Source organism: Bradyrhizobium nitroreducens, from assembly GCF_002776695.1.
Classification (GTDB): Bacteria; Pseudomonadota; Alphaproteobacteria; order Rhizobiales; family Xanthobacteraceae; genus Bradyrhizobium; species Bradyrhizobium nitroreducens.
Genome location: NZ_LFJC01000003.1, coordinates 4778117 through 4794581, shown reverse-complemented (window position 1 = coordinate 4794581; position 16465 = coordinate 4778117). Strand labels below are relative to the sequence as shown.

General features: G+C 64.4%; 9 protein-coding genes. 6 read left to right on the top strand and 3 right to left on the bottom strand.

Annotated features, from left to right (window positions below; translation table 11 throughout):
- Positions 1-9: 9 nt before the first annotated feature.
- The gene (locus TSA1_RS23115) at positions 10-822 is read left to right on the top strand and encodes a Cof-type HAD-IIB family hydrolase (protein WP_100178341.1); all 813 of its coding nucleotides are present in this window, start codon (positions 10-12) and stop codon (positions 820-822) included.
- Positions 823-851: 29 nt separating this feature from the next.
- On the opposite strand, the gene TSA1_RS23110 is transcribed toward TSA1_RS23115, so the two are convergent.
- The 3 genes from TSA1_RS23110 to malQ form a co-directional block, all read right to left on the bottom strand.
- A complete protein-coding gene (locus TSA1_RS23110; protein ID WP_145984360.1) occupies positions 852-1145 on the bottom strand; it encodes a DUF1330 domain-containing protein in 294 nt (97 codons plus the stop codon).
- A gap of 102 nt (positions 1146-1247) precedes the next feature.
- Positions 1248-3047, bottom strand: a complete 1800-nt coding sequence (locus tag TSA1_RS23105) for a glycoside hydrolase family 15 protein (RefSeq protein WP_100178339.1) — start codon at positions 3045-3047, stop codon at positions 1248-1250.
- A 30-nt stretch (positions 3048-3077) separates the two neighbouring features.
- A complete protein-coding gene (gene malQ, locus TSA1_RS23100; protein ID WP_100178338.1) occupies positions 3078-5039 on the bottom strand; it encodes a 4-alpha-glucanotransferase in 1962 nt (653 codons plus the stop codon).
- A 204-nt stretch (positions 5040-5243) separates the two neighbouring features.
- Between malQ and TSA1_RS23095 the strand changes: the two genes are divergently transcribed.
- From TSA1_RS23095 to treZ, 5 genes are read left to right on the top strand one after another with little or no spacing between them, the layout of a single operon-like run.
- Positions 5244-7187: a maltotransferase domain-containing protein gene (locus tag TSA1_RS23095; protein ID WP_100178337.1), complete on the top strand. Its 1944-nt coding sequence runs from the start codon at positions 5244-5246 to the stop codon at positions 7185-7187.
- Between the two features lie 11 nt (positions 7188-7198).
- Complete coding sequence (treS, locus tag TSA1_RS23090) at positions 7199-10492, top strand: maltose alpha-D-glucosyltransferase (RefSeq protein WP_100178336.1); 3294 nt, start codon at positions 7199-7201, stop codon at positions 10490-10492.
- Entirely contained in the window at positions 10485-12632 is a 2148-nt protein-coding gene (gene glgB, locus TSA1_RS23085) for a 1,4-alpha-glucan branching protein GlgB (RefSeq protein WP_100178335.1), read from the top strand. Before treS ends, glgB begins: the two co-directional genes overlap by 8 nt.
- 3 nt (positions 12633-12635) lie before the next feature.
- A complete protein-coding gene (gene glgX / locus TSA1_RS23080) occupies positions 12636-14714 on the top strand; it encodes a glycogen debranching protein GlgX (RefSeq protein ID WP_100178334.1) in 2079 nt (692 codons plus the stop codon).
- Complete coding sequence (treZ, locus tag TSA1_RS23075; RefSeq protein WP_100178333.1) at positions 14711-16465, top strand: malto-oligosyltrehalose trehalohydrolase; 1755 nt, start codon at positions 14711-14713, stop codon at positions 16463-16465. Before glgX ends, treZ begins: the two co-directional genes overlap by 4 nt.

Here is a 16465-nt window from a genome sequence, read left to right as displayed (position 1 = left end):
GGTCCTGCCATGACGCAAATCTCACTCGTGGTCTCCGACGTCGACGGCACGCTGCTGACCAAGGACAAGACCCTGACCGAGCGCGCAAGGGGTGCAGTGCAGCGGCTGCACCAGGCCGGCATCGGCTTCACCATCACCTCCAGCCGCCCCGCGATCGGCATGCGGTTCCTAATCGAGCCGCTGGCGCTGTGGCTGCCGGTCGGCCCCTTCAACGGCTCCTCGATCGTCGATCCCGAGATGAGGCCGGTCGAGCAGCACCTCATCCCGGCAAGCGCGGCCGAGCGGTCCCTGCAGATCCTGCGCGAGTTCAGCGCCGACATCTGGCTCTTCACCTATGACGAGTGGTTGATCGACAATCCCAGCGGTAAGTACGTCGCCCATGAGCAGCACACGATCCGCTCCGATCCGACCATCGTGGCCGATTTCTCGCCTTACCTTGCCAGTGCCTGCAAGATCGTCGGCGCCAGTGCCGACGCCGCCGGGCTCGCCGCTTGCGAGAAGGTGATGCAGGAGGCGCTCGGCGTTGAGGCCACCGCCGTGCGTTCGCAGACCTATTATCTCGATATCACCCCGCCCGGCTTCAACAAGGGTACGTTCGTCGAAGCGATGGCGAAGCGCCTCGGCATCGCGACCGATGCCGTCGCCACCATCGGCGACATGCAGAACGACCTCGCGATGTTCGCCGTCAGCGGCACCTCGATCGCCATGGGCAATGCCACCGACAACGTCAAGGATCAGGCCACCCACGTCACTGCGAGCAACGAGCAGGACGGGTTTGCGGAGGCGATGGAGATGATCTTGAAACGGAATGGGGTGGGTTAGGGCCGCCAGCCGTGCGAAAACGGGTGCGATCAATCGACATGACCGTCAACGATGACGAGATTACCAACCGAACTATCGTGCCTAAGTTTGATGATGCTTTGATACTCGTGAGATCGGTACCAAGCCTCGGCGGCTGCGCGCGATGGGAATTCGATGATCACGAGCCGTGAATGAGGCCACTCACCCTCGATCAGCGTTAGGCCGCCACCTCGCGTAACAAACCGTCCCTCGAACGGCTCCAGCGTCCCAGGAACCTGCTTTCTATATGCTGCAAACAAGGTTTCGTCCTTAACAGTTTCGGCAGCTACCACGAATGCCTTCATCTCCGACTCCACTTGGATGGACTCTGATGTCACATTTGGACGCAACGAATGAGTTGCATTCTAGCATCGGGGCTCAAAATGCAACGGATCTTAAATCAAAGCTCACTTCGACCGCTGCTGCGCCGGCTTCTCGCTCTCCTGCCTTGCCGCCGACAGATTATGCGCGGTGTTGATCAGCGCGATGTGGGTCAGCGCCTGCGGGAAATTGCCGGTCTGGCGCCCGGCGACTGAATCATATTCCTCGGCAAGCAGCCCGACGTCGTTGGCGATGCCGACCACGCGATCGAACAGGACCTGCGCCTTGTCGAGATCACCTGACAGCACATAGGCATCGGCCAGCCACAGGCTGCAGGCCAGGAACGCGCCCTCGAGCGGAGGCTGCCCCGCGGGCAGCTCGCGCGGATCATGGCGCAGCACGAAGCCGTCGCGCATCAGGCATCTCTCGACGGCGGCGATGGTGCCGCGGATGCGCGGGTCGTCCGCGGGAAGAAAACCAACGGCCGGCAGCAGCAGCACGGATGCATCGAGCAGCTTCGCGCCGTAGGACTCGACGAAGGCATTTTCCTCGGCGTCAAATCCCTTGTTGCAGACGTCGCGGTGGATGGCCTCGCGAAGCGTGCGCCAGTGCAGAAGCGGCGCCTTGAAGCCGAAGGTCTCAGCGCTCTTGATGCCGCGGTCGAAGGCGACCCAGGTCATCACCTTGGAGAAGACGTAGTGCTTCGGCTGCCCGCGCCGCTCCCAGATGCCGTGGTCGGGCCGGTCCCAGACCTCGGCGAGATGATTGAGCACGGCGCATTCGAGTGCCCAGGTCTCCTCGTCGAGCTTGAGCCTGGCCATACGCGACTGGTGGAAGGCGTCGATCAGCTCGCCATAGACGTCGAGCTGAAGCTGCGCATGGGCGGCATTGCCGACGCGCACCGGCCGCGCACCCTCATAGCCGTCGAGCCAGCCAGCCTCCCATTCGAGCAGCCGCCGCTGGCCCCAGATGCCGTACATGATCTGCATGTTCGAAGGCGATCCGGCTGCCGCACGGAGCAGCCAATTGTGCCAGGCCAGGGCCTCCTCGGTGTAGCCCGAGTTCATCAGCGCCAGCAGCGTGAAGGTGGCATCGCGCAGCCAGCAGAAGCGGTAGTCCCAATTCCGGCTGCCGCCGAGCTTCTCCGGCAGGGAGGTGGTAGGCGCCGCGACGATACCTCCGGTGGGACCAAAGGTCAGCGCCTTCAGCGTGATCAGCGAGCGCACGACGAGGTCTTGATAGTCGCCGTCACGGGTGCAATGGCTGCACCAGTCCTTCCAGAATTTTTCGGTCTCCTGGAGCGCGACTTCCGGATCGATCGGCGCGGGCGGCGCGAGATGCGAGGGGCCGTAAGTCAGCACAAACGGCACGGTCTCGCCTTCCTTCACCTCGAAATCGGCAACCGTGGTCAGATCCTCGCCGCGGATCTCGACCGGCGTGCGCAGCACGGTCATGTCCTGGCCGGCAACCGCGAGCAGCGAATGGTCGATCCGCCGCACCCAGGGGATGTCGACGCCAAAGCCGAAGCGGATCACGAGCTCCATCCGCATCCTGACCGTGCCGCTCACGCCGCGCACCAGTCGCACGATGTCGGACGCCTTGCCCCGCGGCGGCATGAAGTCGATCAGCGCGACGGTGCCGGTCTCCGTCTCGAAGCGCGTTTCCAGGATGACGGTGTTGCCGAGATAGCGGCGCGAGATGGAGGTCGCACTCTCGCTTGGAGCGATCAGCCAGCGGCCGTTCTCATGGTTGCCGAGGATCGCGGCAAAGCAGGCATCGGAATCGAAGGCCGGCCAGCACAGCCAGTCGATCGAGCCGTTGCGCCCGACCAGCGCCGCGGTCTCGCAATCGCCGATCAGCGCATAGTCTTCGATCTTCTGGGTCAATGTCTTCCGAGCCTGGAAATCCCCGGCCGATCAACTCCCGCCATTCGACGAACGTTCCCGCGTCGCTGCTCGCAAGGCCGTGAGGTCAATCTTCGCGGCGATCTTGTCGAGCGCGACGGGAAGACGCTGGCGCCAGTTCGGGTGCTCGTCGATGGTGCCGGGAATATTGGGCTGGTCGATCACGCCGAGCAGATCCTCCATGGACACCGCGAGCAGCCGCGACGGCGTACGCGACAGGAAGGCGAGCACCGAATAGAGATCGTTGGCCTTGATGCCGTTCTGGCGCAGGATCTCGTCGAGGGCACCGAGCGCATCCCAGCGCGCCTGGTCGTTCTCGCCGGGATCGAGCCCGAGCGAGCGCTTCATCTTGAGGTCGCCGAAGGAGCGCCAGCCGGCATAGGTCGACAGGTCGTGCGTGTTCAGCGTGACCAGCGCATTGGGCCGGTAATGCTCGACGTTGCGGAAATGACCGGCTTCGTCACGCTCGAACATCATGACGAGGTAGGACCAGATGCCGAAATCCTGCATCATCTCGCGGAAGCCTTCCGGCACGGTGCCGAGGTCCTCGCCGATCACGATGCATTTGTGGGCCGCGCTCTCGCATGCCACGGCGCCGAGCAGCGCTTCGAACGGCATCTGCACATAGGCGCCGTTATCGGGCTTGAAGCCACGCGGCACGAGATAGAGCCGCTTCAGGCCGAGCACGTGGTCGAGCCTGATCGCGCCGGCATGGCGCATCGAGGCCGCGAGCATGTCGGCGAACGGCACGAAGGATTGTGCTTCCAGGCCGCCGGCATTAAAGCCCGCAAGGCCCCAGTCCTGGCCGATGGTGTTGAGCACGTCGGGCGGCGCGCCGACGGCGAGATGGCGGGAGATCGCCATCTGCTCGTTCCAGGCATCGAAGCCGTTGGACTGCACGCCGACGGCGACGTCGAGATAGAGCCCGACCCGCATGCCGAGCTGGCTGGCGAGATCCTTGGCCGCATGCAACTGGCTATCCGCCGTCCATTGCACGAATTCCACAAACTCGACCTCGCGCTTGTCGGGGCCGTTGCGCAAGCCTGCGCATTTAGCTTCGTCCGGTTGCCGCCATTCCGCGGGCCATTCCCACCACGGGCCGGTGAAACGATGACGCAACACCTCGAAACAGGCAAAGCGGGACAAGAGCGGCGCGCGGGCGGCGCGGAAGGCGTCGAACGCCTTGCGACGCGCCTCGCTCGCACTCGTCACGAAGCTGTTGAAGGCAGCCCGCAAGGCCAGCCATTTCAATGCCGCCATGTCCGCATAAGGCACGCGATCGCCTTCGCGCAGACGGGCGGCAGTCGCGGCCGCGTCGGGCACGAGGTCCGCCGAGAATTCGGGAATAGCCTCGACGTCGATATAGAGCGGATTGAGGAACAGCCGGCTGTTCGGCGAATACGGACTGCAATCGGCCGGGTGGTCGTCGAACAGCACGTGCAGCGGATTGAGCCCGACGCCGTCGGCCCCGAGCTGCTTGGCGAGCCGGACCAGATCGGCAAGGTCGGTGAAGTCGCCGATGCCCCAATTGCGGTTCGAGCGGACGCTGTAGAGCTGCACGGCGAGCAGCCAGCCGCGGTCGAAATCGCCGCCGAAGGCCCGCTCCGGCGCCACGATCATCGGCACCTCCTCCGTCCCACCCTCGGCATCGGTCAGGGCCAACCGGTGATAGCCGAGCGGCAGGCCGGCGGGCCAGGCGATCACGGGCTCGCGTGTCTCGCCTTGGGCAATCGATTTGCCGTTTGCGGTCAAATTCCATTTGAGCGGCGGCGCGCCGATTGCCGCCAATTCCGTGCGCGGATGTCCGAGCGCTCGGACCACGACCGGCCCGTTGACGAAGCGGTAAACCCGCTTCTCCGGCAGGGCGTCGAGGATGGACTTCAGGGCCACGGGGTCGGTGACCCGCAGCTTCCCGAGGGCATCGATGAATTCGGATTGAACGCCCTTGATCCGGGCTTGAGCTAAAAGATCCATACGGCACGCAGCTTGCAGGCCATGGTTTGGCCGGGGGCATCAATTTTAAGGAGGTCACAGAAGAGGTTAGTCAGGGGTAACTCGCAAACTGCGCTTGCCGTTCCCCAGGGAACCAATGACACACAAGCGGCTTTCTATAGTGGTACCAAGCGCGGGTTCCCGACAAGGGAAACGGGCTCCTGCTTTCTTGTCAATGGCATCACCGTGAACAAGACAATTCAAACTGTCGAAAGTGCCGCAGCCGGCAGCGCTTTCCTCATCGAAGACGTCTATCCCGCGATCGACGGCGGTCGCTTCCCCGTGAAGCGGATCGCGGGCGACCGCGTCGAGGTGTGGGCCGACGTCTACCGCGATGGCGACGCCGTGGTCCGGGCCGCGCTGATCTGGCGCCCCGAGCAGGAGCGGGACTGGCGGCATGAGCCCATGACCCATCACGGCAATGACCGCTGGTCCGGTGCGTTCACGCCGGTGGAGCCCGGCCAATATGTCTATGCGATCGAGGCCTGGACCGACGAGTACGCCACCTGGTCCCACGCCGTCCTGCGCAAGCAGCGGGCCGGCGCCGATATCAGCCTCGATGCGATCGAAGGGGCGGGCCTCCTGACCAAGGCGCATGGCGCGCAGGCCGCCGCGGCGATCATCGTCAGACAATGCGAGGATTATCTTCAAACCGGCGATGTCACCTCGCTGCTTGCGACCGAGCTCGGCGATGCCATGGCCGAGAGCCAGTCCCGGCCCGACCTGACCCGCTCACAGCCGTTCCCGCTGATGATCGACCGCGACAGAGCGCGATTTGGCGCCTGGTATCAGATGATGCCGCGCAGCCAGAGCCGGATCGCCGGCCAGCACGGCACGCTCCGCGACTGCATCGCGCGGGTGCCCGACATCGCGGCGATGGGTTTTGACGTACTCTATTTCACGCCGATCCATCCCATCGGCCGCAGCCGCCGCAAGGGCCGCAACAATGCGCCGGTGGCCACCGACGGCGAACCCGGCTCGCCCTACGCGATCGGCGCCGCCGAGGGCGGCCATGACGCGCTTCACCCCGACCTCGGCACCATCGAGGATTTTCGCGCGCTGGTCGCGACCTGCCTGGAATACGGCCTCGAGCTGGCCCTCGACTTCGCCGTGCAATGCTCGCCGGATCATCCCTGGCTGGCGCAGCATCCGGAATGGTTCAAATGGCGGCCGGACCGCTCGGTGCGGACGGCGGACGGCCCTTACTCCGACATCGTGATCCCCGATTTCAGCTCGGTCGACCGCATTGGGCTGTGGAATGCGTTTCGCGACGCCGTGCTGTTCTGGATCGACCATGGCGTCACCATCTTTGCCATCGACAATCACGACACCGCGCCGCTGGCGTTCTGGGACTGGCTGATCCGCGACATCCGCCGACGGCATCCCGAGGTAATCCTGTTCTCCAAGACGTTTGCGCGACCGAAGCTGATGCAGGGCCTCGCCAAGCTCGGCTTTGCGCAGTCATTTAGCTATTTTCCCTGGCGCACCTCGCGATGGGAGCTGGAGCAATATTTCGGCGAGCTGACGCGCTATCCCGCGCGCGACTTCTATCGTCCGAACCTGTTCGTCAACACGCCCGACCTGCTGCCCTATCATCTCCAGGGCGGAGAGGGCTGGGCCTTCAAGTCGCGCGTTGCGCTGGCGGCGACGTTGTCGGGCAGTTACGGCGTGTACAGCGGCTTCGAGCTGCTGGAGCACGAGGCCATTCCCGGCCGCGAGGAATATCTCGATTCCGAGAAATATCAGATCAAGCAGCGCGACTGGGACAAGGCCGGCAACATCAAGTCCTACATTGCCGAGCTCAACCGCATCCGCCACGACAACGCCGCGCTCCAGCAAACGGCGAATTTGCGTTTTCTGGACGCCGAAGACGGCGAGACGATCGCCTTCGTCAAGGAGGCGGCGGAGCCCGCCAACATTGTTCTCGTCGTGATTGCGCTCTCGGGCCACGTACGCGAGTTTTGGCTGCCGCTCGGCGACGTCACCGTTGACGCGAGCGGTCAGCGGCATCATGTCACGACACTCGAAAATCTCATCACCGGCGAACAGTCCCGCATCGAATGGGGCGGGATCAAATTGCGTATCGATCCCGACCGCGATCCGGCGCTCTTGTTCCGCTGCCTGGCGTAAGGGGTCACGCCATGAATGTTCTATCTTCCGTCGACACCAAGAAGGCCGAGGCTGCAGAAGTCGTGGACGAGCTCTGGTACAAGGACGCCATCATCTACCAGCTCCACGTCAAGGCCTTTGCCGACAGCAACAATGACGGCATCGGCGATTTCGCGGGCCTGACCGAGAAGCTGCCTTACCTCCAGGAGCTCGGCGTCACCGCGCTGTGGCTGCTGCCGTTCTACCCTTCGCCCGGCCGCGACGACGGCTACGACATCGCCGACTACGGCTCGGTCAATCCCGACTTCGGGACGATGAAGGACTTCAAGCGCTTCATCCAGGAAGCGCAGAAGCGGGGCTTGCGCGTCATCACCGAGCTCGTCGTCAACCACACCTCGGACCAGCACAAATGGTTCAAGCGCGCGCGCCGCAGCCATCCCGGCTCGAGCGCCCGCAACTGGTATGTCTGGAGTGACACCGACCAGAAATACCAGGGCACGCGCATCATCTTCACCGACACGGAAAAGTCGAACTGGACCTGGGATCACGAGGCCGGCGCGTTTTACTGGCACCGCTTCTTCTCGCACCAGCCGGATCTGAACTTCGACAATCCGCGCGTCGTCAGCGCGCTGATCCAGGTGATGAAGCGCTGGCTGGACGCCGGCGTCGACGGCTTCCGGCTCGACGCCATTCCCTATCTTTGCGAACGTGAGGGCACCTCGAACGAAAACCTTCCCGAGACGCATGCGATCATCAAGCGTCTACGCCAGGAGCTGGACTCCTACTCCAAGGGCAAGCTGCTGCTGGCCGAGGCCAATCAATGGCCGGAGGACGTGCAGGAATATTTCGGCCGTGGCGACGAGTGCCACATGGCCTATCATTTCCCGCTGATGCCGCGCATCTACATGGCGATCGCGCAGGAAGACCGTTTCCCGATCACCGACATCCTGCGCCAGACGCCCGACATTCCGGCGAGCTGCCAATGGGCGCTGTTCCTGCGCAACCATGACGAGCTGACGCTGGAGATGGTCACCGACGTCGAGCGCGATTATCTCTGGACCACCTACGCCAACGATCCGCGCGCCCGCATCAATGTCGGCATCCGCCGGCGCCTCGCGCCGCTGATGGACAACGACCGCCGCAAGATCGAGCTGATGAACTCGCTGTTGCTGTCCTTCCCGGGGACGCCGATCATCTATTACGGCGACGAGATCGGGATGGGCGACAACATCTATCTCGGCGACCGCAACGGCGTCCGCACGCCGATGCAGTGGAGCCCGGATCGCAACGGCGGCTTCTCGCGCTGCGACCCTGCCCGCCTCTACGCGCCGCTGATCATGGACCCGGTCTATGGCTACGAATCCGTGAACGTCGAGGCGCAGTCGCGCAGCCTGTCCTCGCTGCTCAGCGCCACCAAGCGGCTGATCTCGGTGCGCAAGTCGACGCTCGCCTTCGGCCGCGGCACCATGACCTTCATCCGCCCGGCCAACCGCGCCGTGCTCGCCTATGTCCGGCAATACCGTGACGAGGTGATCCTGTGCGTCGCCAATCTGTCGCGCGCGGCGCAGGCCACCGAGCTCGACCTGTCGCCGTGGAAGGACCGCATCCCGCAGGAGATGCTCGGACGGACGCGTTTCCCGGCGATCGGCGAATTGCCCTACATGATCACGCTGGGGCCGTATGGTTTCTACTGGTTCCAGCTTCAGGAGCGCGACAAGTCCGAGCCGGTCACGCCGCGCGCGGTGCCGGAGTTCGAGACGCTGGTGGTGCCCGTGAACTCCAACTGGGTGTCGCTCGCCCGCGAACGCGGCGTGTTCGAGCGCGACGTGCTGCCTGGCTTCCTGTCACGGACGCGGTGGTATCCCGAGCACAATCCCAAGCACATCAATACCACGCTGACCTCGGCGGTACCTTTCAGCGACATCGGCGACAACAGACCCTGGATCGCGTTCTTCGAGACGACGCGAGATGACGTCACGACGCGGTACGTGCTGCCCATGCAGATCGAGTGGGTGCGCTTCGACCGCGAGCGCTTCAACCCGAAGGCGCTCGCCGCCGTCCGCCAGGGCGCGCGCGAAGGCACCCTGCTCGACGTTGCCACCGACCAGATCTTCATCGGGCTTTTCCTGCGGGGTTTGTCGCAGAATTTGGTGGTGGACGAGAACAATCTGCGGCTCGAGTTCAAGTCGACCAGCCGGTTCGCCGACTATTCCATCAAGGAGCCCGAGCGCATCCGTGCAATCGAGCAGTCGAACAGCACGGCGCTGGTCGACAACCAGTACGTCGCCAAGATCTACCGGCGGCTGGAAAGCGGCATCAGCCCCGAGATCGAGATCGGCCATTATCTCACCGAGGTCGCGCGCTTTGCCAATACGCCGGCATTGCTCGGCAGCGTCGAGCTGCTCGAAGGCGATCGGCGCAGCGCACTCGGGGTGCTGCATGCCTTCGTCGAGAACCAGGGCGATGGCTGGACCGTGACCACCGGCTATCTCGATCGCTATATCGACGAGCAGCGCGTGATGGCGGCGGGCGAAGCACCGCGCGAGACCCAGGAGCAGACGCTTTATCTGCACTTCATCGCGCAGATCGGCAAACGGCTCGCCGAGATGCACGTCGCCCTGGCCGCGGCCAGGGCGACCGAGCTTGCTCCGGAGCCGGTCGGCTCTGCGCAGGTCGAACGGTTCGTGTCCGGTCTCAAGGCGCGGGCCGAGCGGGTTCTCCAGCGACTGGCCGACAGCCGCGACGGCCTGCGGGAGACGGACCGGCCGCTGATCGACCAGCTCATGTCGGTGCGCGCGGCCCTGCCCGACCACCTCAATGCGCTCTTGCCTTCCGGGATCGGCGGGTTGAACATCCGTCATCATGGCGACTTCCGCCTCGGGCAAACTCTGATCGTGAAGGACGATATCTTCATCATCGACTTCGACGGCGATCCGCGTCTGCCGCTGGCCGACAAGCGGCGCAAGGCGCCTGCCGCGCGCGACGTCGCCGGCCTGATCCGCTCGATCGATCTTTCGGTCAACGCAGCCCAGGGCCGCGCACTCACGGGCGCCTCCGACGAGCAAGGCCGGCTCACGGCCGCGCTCCGCGAATGGCGCGAGCGAGCCGTCGCAACCTTCCTCTCCGCCTATCGCGAAGCCACGACCGATCGGCGACTGTGGCCGGAGAACCGGCAATCCGCAGAAGGCCTGTTAAGGTTTTTCCTGCTTGATCAAGCGTTCGAAGACGTAGAGTACGAGCTGTCCCACCGGCCCGAGGGGCTTCATGCGCCGCTGACCGGACTGCTTCGCATTCTGTCCAGCACCGAGAGCGAAGCCCATGCCTAAATTGCCTGCCGAGGCCTATGCGATCATCGAGGGCCGCCACTCCGACCCCTTCCACTATCTCGGGCTGCATCCCGAGGGCGGCAGAAGCGTGGTGCGCGCGTTCTTGCCCGAGGCCTCCAATGTCGAGGCGGTCGGCGAACATGGCGAGGTCGCATCGCTCGACCGCGTGCACGATGCCGGGCTGTTCATCGGCGCCCTGCCGAACGGCTCGAAGCACTACCAGCTGCGCGCAAAGTTCGGCAACGACGTCGTCGAATTCGAGGACGCCTATCGCTTCCCGCCGATCCTGACCGATTTCGACCTCTATCTGCTCGGAGAAGGCACCCACCAGCGCCTCTATGACAAGCTCGGCGCGCATCCGATGCGGCTCGAGGGCATCGACGGCATCGGCTTCGTCGTGCTGGCCCCGAATGCGCGACGCGTATCCGTGGTCGGCGATTTCAATTTCTGGGACGGGCGGCGCCATCCGATGCGGGTGCGCGGCGCCGGCTATTGGGAATTGTTCATTCCGCACGCGAAGGCCGGCGATCACTACAAGTTCGAGATCATCGGACCTCACGGTCATCTGCTGCCGCTGAAATCCGATCCGCTGGCGTTTGCGAGCGAAGTGCGTCCGAAGACGGCCTCCGTCGTGTTCGACGAGGCGCATCTGCCGCGCCCACGACCCGCGCCCGACGGCATCAACGCGCTCTCGGCTCCGATGTCGATCTACGAGGTTCATCTCGGCTCCTGGCGGCGCAAGAACGGCGAAGAATGGCTCACCTATCGCGAGCTGGCCGAACAATTGCCGGCCTACGCCCGCGACATGGGCTTTACCCATCTCGAATTCCTGCCCGTCAGCGAGCATCCGTTCGACGGCTCCTGGGGCTATCAGCCGACCGGCCTCTATGCCCCGACCAGCCGCTTCGGGACCCCCGAGGATTTCGCCGCGCTGGTCGATGCCTGTCACCGCGAGGGCGTCGGCGTGTTGCTGGACTGGGTGCCCGGCCACTTCCCGGACGATCCGCACGGCCTCGGCAGCTTCGACGGCACCGCGCTCTACGAGCACGCCAATCCGCTGCAGGGCCGGCACCTCGATTGGGGCACGCTGATCTACAATTACGGCCGCACCGAAGTGACGAACTTCCTGGTATCGAACGCACTATTCTGGATGGAGCGCTATGCAATCGACGGCTTACGCGTCGATGCGGTCGCCTCCATGCTCTATCTCGACTACAGCCGGCCGCCCGGCGCGTGGATTCCGAACCAGTATGGCGGCCGCGAGAACATCGAGGCGATCAATTTCCTGCGCCGCTTCAACACCGAGGTCTTCGCCCGCTTCCCGCAGGCGACCACGGCGGCCGAGGAGTCCACCGCCTGGCCGCAGGTCTCGCGACCGGTCGAATTCGGCGGGCTCGGCTTCGGCTACAAGTGGAACATGGGCTGGATGCACGACACTCTGAACTACATCAGCAAGGATCCGATCCACCGCAAGCATCATCACGGCGAGATCCTGTTCGGCCTGCACTACGCGTTCTCGGAGAACTTCATCCTGCCGCTCTCGCACGACGAGGTCGTGCACGGCAAGCGCTCGATCCTCGGCCGCATGCCCGGCGACGAATGGCAGCGCTTTGCGAACCTGCGCGCTTATTACAGCTTCATGTTCGGCCATCCCGGCAAGAAGCTCCTGTTCATGGGTGCGGAAATCGCGCAGAGCCGCGAGTGGAATCACGACCAGTCGCTGGACTGGCACCTGCTCGAATACAAATACCATTCCGGCATTCAGGCGCTGATCCGGGACCTCAACCGTCTCTACCGCGCGGTGCCGGCGCTGCACCAGATGGACTGCGACCAGGCCGGCTTCGAATGGCTGATCACGGATGACGCCAACCGCAACGTGTTCGCCTGGCTGCGCAAGGGATTCGACGAGCACGCGCGGTGTCTCGTGATCATCAACTTCTCGCCCAACGTCTATCGCAACTATCGCGTTCGCGTGCCCTTCGCCGGAAAATGGAAGGAAGTTTTCAATTCGGACTCCGCCCATTATGGCGGCAGCAATGTCGGGAACATCGGCGAAGTTCATGCCGTTGAAGGCAAGACGCCCGAGCTCCGCCTCACCATTCCACCGCTCGCCGCGATCTTCCTCGTTCCGGAAAGTTGAAACATGCGCCTGACTGCTGGATCGCCCGCACGCCTCGGTGCAAGCTGGGACGGACGCGGCACCAATTTCGCGCTGTTCTCCGCCAACGCACAGAAGGTCGAGCTCTGCCTGTTCGACACCCAGGGCCGCCGCGAGCTCGAGCGTATCGAGCTGCCCGAGAGAACCGAGGACGTCTGGCACGGCTATCTCAACGACGTGTCCCCCGGCCAGCTCTACGGCTATCGCGTGCACGGCCCCTACGAGCCCGAGCACGGCCACCGTTTCAACGCCAACAAGCTACTGCTCGACCCCTATGCCAAGCGTCTGTCGGGGCGTCTGGTCTGGAGCGATGCGCACTTCGCCTATCGCACCGGAAGCCCGCGCGAGGATCTGTCGTTCGACCGGCGCGACAACGCGCGCGGCATGCCCAAGGCCGTCGTGGTTGACGAGACCTTCAACTGGGGCCGCCGCGAGATCCGCCCCAACGTTCCCTGGGAAGACACCGTGATCTACGAGGCTCACGTCAAGGGCCTGACCCAGAAGCGCGACGACGTGCCGCCGAACCTGCGCGGCACCTATGGCGGCCTGTCCTCACCGGCGATGATCGAGCATCTGAAGAAGCTCGGCGTCACCACAGTCGAGCTATTGCCGGTCCACAGCTTCGTCGACGACCGCATCCTGGTGGAGAAGAAGCTCGCCAATTACTGGGGCTACAACACACTGTCCTTCTTCGCGCCCGAGCCGCGCTACGCTCAGGACAACGCTCTCGATTCCTTCCGCACCACGGTGGCGCGGCTGCACGATGCCGGCATCGAGGTGATGTTAGATGTCGTCTACAATCACACCGCCGAGGGCAACCATCTCGGCCCGACGCTGTGCTACCGCGGCATCGACAACGCCTCCTATTACTGGCTGAACCGGGAGAATCCGCGCTATTACGACGACTTCACCGGCTGCGGCTCGTCGGTGAACCTGACCCATCCGCGCGTGCTGCAGATGGTGATGGATTCACTTCGCTACTGGGTCGAGGTCTGCCATGTCGACGGCTTCCGCTTCGACCTCGCCACCACGCTCGCACGTGGCCCGAACGGATTTGATCGCGGCATCTCCTTCCTGACCGCGATCCGGCAGGATCCGGTGCTGGCGAGCGTCAAGCTCGTCGCCGAGCCCTGGGATCTCGGCCTCGGTGGCTACCAGGTCGGCGCATTCCCGTCGCAATGGTCGGAATGGAACGATCGGTATCGCAGCGCCATGCGCCGCTACTGGAGTGGCGAAGGCAGCCTGATTGGCGACATCTCCAGCCGGATGACGGCGTCCTCCGATCTGTTCAACCACGACGGACGACGCCCGCGCGCCAGCATCAACCACATCACGGTGCATGACGGCTTCACGCTCGCCGACCTCTTCAGCTACAACGAGAAGCACAACGAGGCCAACGGCGAGGACAATCGCGACGGCTCCAACGACAACCACAGCAACAATTGCGGTGTCGAGGGGCCGACCGACGATCCTCAGATCCTCGGCTTGCGGCGTCAGCTTCGCAAGAACGTGCTGGCCTGCCTGATGCTGGCGCAAGGCGTTCCGCTGATCCTCGCCGGCGACGAGGTCGGCAACTCGCAATCCGGCAACAACAACGCCTATTGCCAGGACAACGAGATCGGCTGGGTCGGCTGGGACAATCTCGGCAAGGAGGGCGACGACATGGTCGATTTCGTCGCCCATCTCGCCGACATCCGCCGCCGGTTCTCGCAGCTGCGCAGCCACCGCTGGCTCGACGGCCGTCCCGCGGACGGCGTGTCCTACGGCGCGCTGTGGCTGACACCTGCCGGCGACGAGATGACGGAGAGCGACTGGACGTTCCCGGATGGACGGTTTCTCTCCTATGTGATGGGGCCGATGGAACCCGGCGGGGCCGCGATCTTTATCGTACTGAACGCCGCCCCCGAAGAGATCGCATTCAAATTGCCCAAGATGACCGAATACAAGAGCTGGCAGCAAATCCTGAACACGACGGATGCCAAGCTGAACACGATCGACTTCCTGCCCGGAAGCGACAGCAAGGCGCCGCCGCGCTCGGTGCTCGCCTTCGCGGGGGCGCTATGAGGCCATCCTTCGGGGCGAGGCCGACGAAGGACGGCGTTTCGTTCCGCCTGTGGGCGCCTGCCGCGCGCCGTGTCGATCTGCTGCTCGGCCGCAGACACGCGATGCAGCGCCGGCAGGATGGCTGGTACGTCACCGAGATTGCCGGCCTCACCGCCGGCACCCCCTACAAGTTCAGGATCGACGACGAGATCGACGTGCCCGATCCGGCTTCGGCTTTCCAGCCCGAAGATGTGTTCGGCCCCAGCGAGGTGATCGATCACGATGCCTATCCCTGGCGTGCGCGCGATTGGCGCGGCCGCCCGTGGGAAGAGACGGTGCTGATCGAGACCCACGTCGGCACGTTCACGCCGAAGGGCTCTTACCGCGCCATGATCGAAAAGCTCGATCATCTCGCCGCAACCGGCATCACCGCGCTGGAATTGATGCCGCTGGCGGATTTCGCTGGGCGCCGCGGCTGGGGCTATGACGGCGTGCTGTGGTATGCGCCCGACAGCGCCTATGGCCGCCCCGAAGACCTGAAGACGCTGATCGACGAAGCGCACCTGCGCGGGCTGATGGTGTTCCTCGACGTCGTCTACAATCATTTCGGCCCCGAGGGGAATTACCTCGGCCGCTATGCGCCGGCCTTCTTCACCGACGCGCATACGCCCTGGGGCAGCGCGATCGACTATCGCGTGCCGCAGGTGCGCGCCTTCGCGGTCGAGAATGCACTGTCCTGGCTCGGCGATTACCGTTTCGACGGCTTGAGGCTGGATGCCGCAAACCACATCATGGCAATCCCCGGCGAGCAGTCGATGCTGCAGGACCTCAGCGTCGCCGCCGGCGAGCTCGCCAAGGCGACCGGGCGGCACATCCATCTCGTGCTGGAGAACGGCGACAATCGCGCCAGCCTGCTCGATGCCGCGCAGCAGCCGCCGAACGGCAAATATCGGGCGCAATGGAACGACGACTACCACCACGTCTGGCACGTAATGCTGACGGGCGAGCTCGCCGGCTACTATGCTGATTACCAGACGCCGCGCATGGACCTCGCGCGCGCGCTCGCCTCCGGCTTCGTCTATCAGGGCGAGGTTTCGGAGTTCTGGGGCAAGAAACCACGCGGCGAGCCGAGCGGCGAGCTGCCGCCGGCGACATTCGTCAACTTCCTGCAAAACCACGATCAGATCGGCAACCGCCCGCTCGGCGACCGGCTCGAAAGCCTGGCTTCGCCGCAGCAGATCGAAGCGGCGCTCGCGGTGACCTTGCTGGCGCCGATGGTGCCGATGCTGTTTCAAGGCGAGGAATGGGGCTCGACGGTGCCATTCCCGTTCTTCTGCGACTTCCAGGGCGGGCTTGCCGACGCCGTGCGCAAAGGGCGCAGGCAGGAATATGCCTGGGCTTACGAGAAATACGGCGACGAGGTGCCCGATCCGCTCGACCCAGCCACGCTGCAATCGGCCGTGCTCGACTGGACCGGCCGCACCGAACAGCAAGATGCGCGACTTGCGCTGGTCCGTGACCTGCTCGCGCTTCGCGCCAAGGAGATCATGCCGCGGCTCAAGGGTGCGCGTTTTGGCGATGCCGAGGCAGCCGACAGCGGCCTGCTCACCGCGCATTGGCCGATGGGCGACGGCACGACGTTGCGGCTCGTCGCCAATCTCTCGGGCAAGGACATCGTGCGTCCCGGCGGAGCAACGGGCACGCCAATTTGGGGCGATGCGAGCGGCGACCGGCTGCCGCCGTGGTCGGTGACCTGGCATCTCGGAGGTTAG

What these genes read in the sequence shown, in the direction of transcription:
- treZ (WP_100178333.1), top strand. Translation starts at nt 14,711, where the DNA reads ATGAGGCCATCCTTCGGGGCGAGGCCGACGAAGGACGGCGTTTCGTTC.
- malQ (WP_100178338.1), bottom strand. Translation starts at nt 5,039, where the DNA reads ATGGATCTTTTAGCTCAAGCCCGGATCAAGGGCGTTCAATCCGAATTC.
- TSA1_RS23115 (WP_100178341.1), top strand. Translation starts at nt 10, where the DNA reads ATGACGCAAATCTCACTCGTGGTCTCCGACGTCGACGGCACGCTGCTG.
- glgB (WP_100178335.1), top strand. Translation starts at nt 10,485, where the DNA reads ATGCCTAAATTGCCTGCCGAGGCCTATGCGATCATCGAGGGCCGCCAC.
- TSA1_RS23110 (WP_145984360.1), bottom strand. Translation starts at nt 1,145, where the DNA reads ATGAAGGCATTCGTGGTAGCTGCCGAAACTGTTAAGGACGAAACCTTG.
- glgX (WP_100178334.1), top strand. Translation starts at nt 12,636, where the DNA reads ATGCGCCTGACTGCTGGATCGCCCGCACGCCTCGGTGCAAGCTGGGAC.
- treS (WP_100178336.1), top strand. Translation starts at nt 7,199, where the DNA reads ATGAATGTTCTATCTTCCGTCGACACCAAGAAGGCCGAGGCTGCAGAA.